The following is a 7,385-nucleotide window of genomic DNA, read 5'->3' as shown; positions in this document are numbered from 1 at the left end:
ATTATTTACAAAAAACTCTCTCTTTAGTTGACTATCGAGGGAGTTTATTTTTGGCGTTTTTTCTAGGAGTTAAAGTCTAGCCCTTTCAAGGTGACTAACGGAAATACGTTGTTTCATTACTACCATCTTGAATCTTTCGGTCATATTTTCGGTTTTGCGAAGCTTAAAACAACCAATTGTCGTTCCAAATTTCACCACCTTGAAAGGGCTAGCTTGAAAGGGCTAGGGTTAAAGTCCAACTACGAACTCAGTCTGAATTAAATATGTTTTGATAAGTTCATTTATTTGAAAACAAGATTTTTGTTGTGTAATTAAACAGCGATCGCTTAATTTTTCTAATCCATTAATTACTTCATTTAAAGATAAAGATGATTGTTTAAATATATCACTCGTAGATAAAGATGTTTCATTATTTGCTAATATCATTAATATCTGTTTTTCCCTAGTTGAAAGTTGATTAATAATTAGATTAAATTCCTGTTGCATATTATCTGTCAGAAAAGTTTCAGTATTTTCTAATATCAGCGATGGATCACGATTAAGTAAATTTTGGATCACGTTGACAATTTGCTTGAACCATAGATGAGATTGATAAATCTGAATAAGTTTTTCTATTAAATATCTCCGAAAAAGAATAACCGTATGGCATATAAATTAGGTGTTTCATTGGAAGAAGTACAAGAAATTCGTAGGGTAATTAACCCTTTTTTAGCACTACCTGAAAGCCATAATTGACCAAGCGATCGCTATTGTCTATATCTAAATGATAAGAAAAAGTTGGATAGGGTTTTAGAATGATGTTGCAAACTCGTTCCCAGACTCCGGCTGGGAACGAGAAGGGAGAATGAATGCGAGGAAGGTGAGGCAGAGACGATTGTCAACCAGTGAACTCCTGTAGATTATACTCCAGAGCAAGGTTTTCAGTTACAAAAGATGGGGTTAGTTGATCTAAAAGGTGATCAAGCGAGTCTGTCTTGCGAGTTATTCCTTGAGTATTTTTTGTCTATTTTACCTATTTAACGTGTAACTGAGTGAAACGCGATTTTGTGAGGTACTAAAACCAAAAAAAGGAAATAGGCTAATTTAGGATAAAATGACCACGGAAAAACCTCCCGCACCTCCACCCCATAAAAATCATCAAACCTTGATAAATCAAAGATCATAAATCTTGAGTACAACATTAATATTAATATAGATAGAATATTTACCATTTGCTATAATTAAAATATTGGTTAAAAGTTAAAATAATTAATAATTCCCAATTCATAAAACTGTAAAAAAGATCACAGATTAACTTCCTGACTTTAGCTATTTCCAATGCTTATCTTTTTGGTTTCTCTGCATACAGTTTAAACAACCAGAAAAGACACAAAAAGGAAAATCATGACCAAATCCTATGCCACAATTGATGGTAATGAAGCCGTTGCCCGTGTAGCTTACAAACTAAATGAAGTCATTGCCATTTATCCTATCACCCCATCTTCAAATATGGGTGAATGGGCTGATGCTTGGATGTCAGAAAATAAACCCAATTTATGGGGAACAGTTCCCAGTGTCACCCAAATGCAAAGCGAAGGAGGGGCTGCTGCTGCTGTCCATGGGGCATTACAAACAGGGGCATTAAGTACAACTTTCACCGCTTCTCAGGGATTATTATTAATGATTCCTAACTTGTACAAAATTGCCGGAGAATTAACCAGTTTCGTACTTCATGTTTCTGCTCGTTCTTTAGCTACCCATGCGTTATCTATTTTCGGTGATCATAGTGATGTCATGGCTGCAAGGGCGACTGGTTTCGCTTTTTTATGTTCCGCTTCTGTACAGGAGAGTCATGATTTCGCACTGATTTCTCATGCAGCAACATTAGAAGCAAGAGTACCATTTATGCACTTTTTTGATGGGTTTAGAACTTCCCATGAAGTGCAGAAAGTTGAATTATTATCTGATGAAGATTTACAGGAACTTATTTCTGTAGAATCAATATCTGCACATCGTCAACGCTGCTTAACTCCAGATAATCCAGTATTACGAGGAACGGCACAAAATCCTGATGTTTATTTCCAATCGCGTGAAGGTGCAAATCCTTATTACAATGTTTGTGCTGATATTGTCCAAAAGATTATGGACAAATTTGGCGAGAGAACAGGCAGATATTACAAACTCTATGAATATCATGGAAGCACTAACGCAGAAAGAGTAATTGTGATTATGGGTTCTGGTTGTGAAACTGTTCATGAAACAGTGGATTATCTCAACAACCAAGGGGAAAAAGTCGGAGTTATCAAAGTGCGGCTTTTCCGTCCTTTTGATGTTTCCAGATTTATAGAAGCATTACCAAATAGTGTTAAATCTATTGCCGTTCTTGATAGAACCAAAGAAGCCGGAAGTGCAGGAGAACCATTATATTTAGATGTGGTGACAGCCATTTATGAAGGCTGGAAAAAAACCACATTCCCGAAAATTGTTGGGGGCAGATATGGACTTTCTTCTAAGGAATTTACTCCAGCAATGGTGAAGAGTATTTTTGATAATCTCACTCAAATTAAACCCAAAAATCATTTCACAATTGGGATTAATGATGATGTCACGTTCACTTCTTTGAATTTTGACCCCAATTTCTCTACAGAACCAGATCATGTAGTTCGCGCCATGTTCTATGGTTTGGGTTCAGATGGTACAGTTGGTGCAAATAAGAACTCCATCAAAATCATCGGTGAGGGAACAGAAAATAACGCCCAAGGTTACTTTGTTTATGATTCTAAAAAATCCGGTTCAATGACAGTTTCTCATCTGCGGTTTGGAACTGGAAAAATTCGCTCAACTTACCTCATAGACAAAGCTAATTTTATCGGTTGTCACCATTGGGGATTTGTGGAAAGTATTGATATTTTAAAAGCTGCTGCACCGGGAGCGACTTTGCTGTTAAATAGTCCTTATGATGCTGATCATGTTTGGGAAAATCTACCCCCAAAAGTCCAACAGCAGATTATTGACAAAAATCTGAAAGTTTACGCTATTAACGCTAGTCAAGTAGCGAAAAATAGTGGTATGGGACACAGAATTAATACTATCATGCAGGTGTGTTTCTTTGCTTTAGCGGGGGTATTGCCAGAAAAAGCAGCAATTGCTAAAATCAAACAAGCCATAGAAAAAACCTATGGTAAAAAAGGCGCAGAAGTTGTCAACATGAATTTAAAAGCGGTAGACAACACTCTAGAAAATCTCCATTCCGTAAATGTAGAGACGTTCCATGGAACGTCTCTACAAAATGATGCAATATCTCTACAAAACAAAGCACCCAAATTTATCGAGAATGTTCTTAGCAAAATCATGGTCTGGGAAGGTGATGATTTACCTGTGAGTGCTTTACCTGCTGACGGAACTTTCCCCAGTGGCACTGCAAAATGGGAAAAACGCAACGTTGCAGAAGAAATACCCGTTTGGGATGGTGATGTCTGCGTTCAATGTGGTAAATGTGTGATGGTTTGTCCTCACGCTGCTATTCGCGCTAAAACTTATCAACCCGGTGAGTTAGTCAATGCACCGATAACTTTTAAATCCACTAACAGCAAAGATAAAAACTTTGCTAACCAGAAATTCACCATTCAGGTAGCGCCAGAAGACTGTACAGGCTGTGAAATTTGTGTTAGCGTCTGTCCTGCCAAAAACAAGGCAGAACCCACCCGCAAGGCGATTAATATGAGTCCGCAATTACCGTTGCGGGAACAAGAACGGGAAAATTGGAACTTCTTTTTGAATTTACCAAATCCTGACCGGAAAACTTTGAAAGTAAACCAAATTCGTCAGCAGCAATTACAAGAACCATTGTTTGAATTTTCTGGTGCTTGTGCTGGTTGTGGAGAAACACCCTACCTTAAATTATTAACACAATTGTTTGGCGATCGCTCACTCGTTGCCAACGCCACTGGTTGTTCTTCCATTTACGGGGGAAATCTCCCCACAACTCCCTGGAGTCAAAACGCAGACGGAAGAGGTCCGGCCTGGTCCAATAGTTTATTTGAAGATAACGCCGAATTCGGTTTTGGTTATCGTTTATCTATAGACAAACAAGCGGAATTTGCTGCCGAATTATTGTCACAATTAAGTAATGAAATTGGCGATAATTTAGTTAATGCCATTCTCAAAGCTGAACAAAAAACCGAAGCTGATATTTGGGACCAACGGGAAAGAATCGTCATTCTCAAACACAAACTCCAAGAAATTTTAAACGCAGATGAACACAGATACACGCAGATAGAATCAAAAAATATCCGCGTTAACCAGCGTTTATCTGCGTTTGAAAATCTCAAATCCCTCGCGGATTATTTAGTCAAGAAAAGTGTGTGGATAGTTGGGGGTGATGGTTGGGCGTATGATATAGACTTTGGGGGAATTGATCATGTGATTTCCACAGGCAGAAATGTGAATATTTTGGTGATGGATACAGAAGTTTATTCTAACACTGGAGGACAATCTTCTAAAGCCACTCCCAAAGCCGCAGTTGCTAAATATGCGACCGGTGGAAAACCTGCACCCAAGAAAGATTTGGGTTTAATGGCGATGACCTATGGTAATGTTTATGTGGCGAGTGTGGCGTTAGGTGCTAAAGATGAACATACACTCAAAGCATTTTTAGAAGCGGAAGCTTTTGATGGTCCATCAATCATAATTGCCTACAGTCATTGTATTGCTCATGGTATTGATATGACCAAAGGTTTACATCAGCAAAAGGCGTTAGTAGACTCAGGAAGATGGTTGTTATATCGCTATAATCCAGCATTACAATCACAGGGTAAAAATCCCCTACAATTGGATATGAAAGCACCTTCTGAGTCGGTGGAAAAGTCAATGTATCAAGAGAACCGATTCAAGATGTTGACGAAGAGTAAACCAGAGGTTGCCAAGTTGTTGCTAGAACAAGCGCAAGCAGAAGTTAATGCAAGATGGGAAATGTATCAATATTTGGCGAATAGGTAATTAGTAATAGGTAATAGGTAATAGGTAATAGGTAATAGGTAATTGGTTTTTACCTGTTACCTATTATCAAATAATCAATCACAAATTTTCATTCTCGCCAATTATCTATCACTAAAGGATAGCCTAATGCTTGAATTTTCTGATAATGCTTAGTGCTACCTGTCACTAAAATTAAATTGTTTTGGATAGCGATAGAAGCTATTAATACATCGGCTAGTCCTATTGGTTGTCCAGTGCTTTCTAAATCAGCATGAATCAATCCTGAAAGTTCTGCACTTCTTTGGTCTAAATGTAGGATTTCGATTTGAGATAAATCTGCTAAAAATTCTTGAATACGATCATTACGATTTAATTTTCTCCATCCCTTAACAATTTCGGAAACAGTAATCACAGAAATTGTATAATGTTTCCATATTGCTCTATGTGCAATAGCATTGGCATTTATTTTAGGATTTTTACCTTTACGGATTTCTGAAGTAATATCTGTATCAATTAAAGATTTTCTCACAACTCAATTATTTTTGATTAACTTCTATGGTGTAAAATATCTTCAACCATTTTATCTACTAATTCAGCATCATTAGACCATTCACCAATAAATGAATTATTGATAATTTCTGGTTTGGTTAATTGCTCAATCATTGCTTTGATTAAGTCGGAAACTTCACAATGATGTGTTTGTGTCAATTGTTCTATTTTGTTAAAAGTTTCTTGATCAAGTTCAACTTCTATTTTTTGCATGATTTCAGTTATTTTTATTTGATATAGTTATTATATTATAGCAAAGTTTTCTAAATCAACGTCTAAATCAGTTTCATCATAATGAATATTAATGTTTCTGATAGCTAATTCATTCTGAAATTGCAATAAAGGCATTTTAGCCAGTTGAGATGCTTTACCGATACTAAGTTTTTTCCTTTGAAATAATAGAATAATCAATTCTAAAACTAATTCTTTTTCTGATAATCCACTTGCTTGGACAATATCTTCGGAAATGACTAAGCTCATTGATATCCTCCCGTTAACACAGACTAGAAAAATTATAGCACACAGGTAGATATTTGATCCTTTCTGTTATAAATTTGAAAACGGACAATTTCAACTTCTTCTGTAATTTCTTCTAATGACAATTCATCAGTGTGAAATCTTTCTAATAACTCTGTTAATTTATTATTCAAAGTTTCTTTTTCTAGCTCTTTACTAAGTAATAATTTTTCGGAATTAGAAAGTTGTTTAACTAAGCTAAGAATTTGATCAAATGTCAAAGGAAGTTGATAGGTATTTCGTAACATAGTGTCAATTCTCCTTTTTTGATATTATTCACCAATGAATCACTTTCTCTTGAATATTTTTAACAGCTATGGTAAGGGTAAATAAACTATGCGATCTTGATATTCACCATCTTCTGAAGCTAAAGCAACTAAGATTAATTCTTCTATATTTTCACCAACACTTAAATTAGGATTGAGAATGAAAATTCCTGGTATGTGACGATTCACAGCCATGTGATCAGCTAAATGTACAGGCATAGAAGTACGGTTATTTGTGACTAATACGAAATTATTCTCCTCACACCAACAGAGAATTTCAGGATCAAGTGTCCCTTTCGGTGGTATTCCTGGTTCTCCTATTACCTGAACAACAATATCAGGTTCTTTGAGTTTAATTTGTTTTGGATATAAAGGATTGATATTTTCATCAATCAAATATTTAATGGTCATTTCCTTATACTTTTGCTTGTCTTTCTATTCTCAGTTGACGGAGTTTTTCTGATACTGGTGGGGGATTAAGTCTCTGTTCTTCTCTCATTCTATGACCATGTTCTATCCAGTTCTTCATGTAATCGCTGATAGTTTCTTTGTTTTGCAAATAGTAAAGGATAGTCGCATAGACTTGTTCTAAAGAAAGTGATTGATATATTTGAGCAATCTCTTCTGGAGAACGTCCACAATCAAGGTATTCATAAAGTATTGTTTCAATTCCTATTCTGGAGTTTTTTAGTCTAATATCTCCAGGAAAAAGAAAATTGAAATACTCAGTAATATCCTTCTTAGGAATAATTTGAGGAATAGTTTGGCTGTTCATAAATTTGAAACTATAATTTTCAAAGATTTGGGGATTAACACATTAGATTAATTATAACTTAACAGATTTTATTTATCGCCGAAACCAACCGCGTAACCAGCCCCAAAACCGCCGCAACCAACCCCAAAACCTAGTACGGGAAACTACAGGCTTTTGTGGTTGAGAAAGATCCTCAATTGCATTGTTACAATTTTGCACCTTATCATCAAGTCCCATTGTCTGATACAGTTCCCGCGCATTGCGATAAGCCCCCAGTGCATCTTGTTCCCTATCCACTTTTTCTAAGGACAGACCTAAATTAAACCAAGCATTTGCTTCTCCCC

The 7,385-nt window shown here is 36.1% G+C and carries 9 protein-coding genes and 1 pseudogene; 2 read left to right on the top strand and 8 right to left on the bottom strand.

The features are described 5' to 3' along the window. Window positions 1-228 precede the first annotated feature (228 nt). Window positions 229-558, bottom strand: a complete 330-nt coding sequence (locus FJR08_RS22125; protein ID WP_168634598.1) for a hypothetical protein — start codon at window positions 556-558, stop codon at window positions 229-231. 345 nt (window positions 559-903) lie between these two features. Between FJR08_RS22125 and FJR08_RS24345 the strand changes: the two are divergent. Further along, window positions 904-1,020: pseudogene (locus tag FJR08_RS24345) on the top strand (AAA-like domain-containing protein); the annotation flags it as partial. Window positions 1,021-1,383: 363 nt separating this feature from the next. Then, the gene (nifJ, locus tag FJR08_RS22115) at window positions 1,384-4,977 is read left to right on the top strand and encodes a pyruvate:ferredoxin (flavodoxin) oxidoreductase (protein ID WP_168634597.1); all 3,594 of its coding nucleotides are present in this window, start codon (window positions 1,384-1,386) and stop codon (window positions 4,975-4,977) included. 88 nt (window positions 4,978-5,065) lie between these two features. Here nifJ and FJR08_RS22110 read toward each other — a convergent pair whose 3' ends face one another. From FJR08_RS22110 to FJR08_RS22080, 7 genes are all read right to left on the bottom strand, one after another. Continuing rightward, the gene (locus FJR08_RS22110) at window positions 5,066-5,485 is read right to left on the bottom strand and encodes a PIN domain-containing protein (RefSeq protein WP_168634596.1); all 420 of its coding nucleotides are present in this window, start codon (window positions 5,483-5,485) and stop codon (window positions 5,066-5,068) included. Between the two features lie 17 nt (window positions 5,486-5,502). Next, on the bottom strand, window positions 5,503-5,718 hold the full coding sequence (locus FJR08_RS22105; RefSeq protein ID WP_168634595.1) for a hypothetical protein: 216 nt from the start codon (window positions 5,716-5,718) through the stop codon (window positions 5,503-5,505). A gap of 30 nt (window positions 5,719-5,748) precedes the next feature. Continuing rightward, a complete protein-coding gene (locus FJR08_RS22100; RefSeq protein ID WP_168634594.1) occupies window positions 5,749-5,985 on the bottom strand; it encodes a UPF0175 family protein in 237 nt (78 codons plus the stop codon). A 32-nt stretch (window positions 5,986-6,017) separates the two neighbouring features. Beyond that, a complete protein-coding gene (vap15, locus tag FJR08_RS22095) occupies window positions 6,018-6,269 on the bottom strand; it encodes a type II toxin-antitoxin system VapB15 family antitoxin (protein WP_168634593.1) in 252 nt (83 codons plus the stop codon). Between the two features lie 66 nt (window positions 6,270-6,335). After that, window positions 6,336-6,698, bottom strand: a complete 363-nt coding sequence (locus FJR08_RS22090; RefSeq protein WP_053540031.1) for a DUF5615 family PIN-like protein — start codon at window positions 6,696-6,698, stop codon at window positions 6,336-6,338. 4 nt (window positions 6,699-6,702) lie between these two features. Next, window positions 6,703-7,062: a DUF433 domain-containing protein gene (locus FJR08_RS22085; protein ID WP_052149826.1), complete on the bottom strand. Its 360-nt coding sequence runs from the start codon at window positions 7,060-7,062 to the stop codon at window positions 6,703-6,705. A 72-nt stretch (window positions 7,063-7,134) separates the two neighbouring features. After that, a partial coding sequence (locus tag FJR08_RS22080; protein ID WP_217357550.1) for a tetratricopeptide repeat protein occupies window positions 7,135-7,385 on the bottom strand: 251 nt, incomplete at its 5' end.

Source organism: Dolichospermum sp. UHCC 0260, assembly GCF_009711985.1.
GTDB classification, from domain to species: Bacteria; Cyanobacteriota; Cyanobacteriia; order Cyanobacteriales; family Nostocaceae; genus Dolichospermum; species Dolichospermum lemmermannii.
Note: the sequence above shows the minus strand (reverse complement) of the source record. Positions and strands in the feature narration are given on the sequence as shown.